Source organism: Mesorhizobium sp. M8A.F.Ca.ET.161.01.1.1, from assembly GCF_004792105.1.
Taxonomy (GTDB): Bacteria; Pseudomonadota; Alphaproteobacteria; order Rhizobiales; family Rhizobiaceae; genus Mesorhizobium.
The window spans coordinates 1-427 of sequence record NZ_SRTD01000090.1 but is presented as its reverse complement, the minus strand read 5'-3'; the positions used below and the strand labels follow the sequence as shown (position 1 = coordinate 427).

The 427-nt window shown below is 54.3% G+C and carries 1 protein-coding gene; it reads left to right on the top strand.

Annotated features, from left to right (window positions below; translation table 11 throughout):
* Positions 1 to 94: 94 nt before the first annotated feature.
* Positions 95 to 427: TniQ family protein (locus tag EN804_RS34750; RefSeq protein WP_135922312.1), on the top strand; the 333-nt coding region annotated here is incomplete at its 3' end.

Here is a 427-nt window from a genome sequence, read left to right as displayed (position 1 = left end):
GTCGATGAGAACGGAAGGCTGACAACGACCGTATGAATGGGCCGGCCCCAGCCGCCAGACCTCACACAGGATTAGATTGGGAGATGAGTACACGATGTTGCAAGTTCCGCTCTTCGCAGACGAGGTCCTACCAAGTTACCTTTCCCGTCTCGCCAAAGCCAACCGCATGGGCCCGCTAAGCTACTTCTGTAAGGCTTATGGGTTGTCGTTCCACGGCTTGAATCGCGGAGAACCCGACGCAATGGATATGCTTTCATCTTTGGTTGGCGTACCAATCGAGCAGCTGACACGCCATGCGACCGCAGTTACTTCTTATCGGTCCACGACCATGTTCGGGCAGACATTTGAACAAGCCCTGCTGCTCAGGAATACCCTTCGCTTCTGCCCAAAGTGTTTTGAGGATGACGAACTGCACGAGACCCGTATC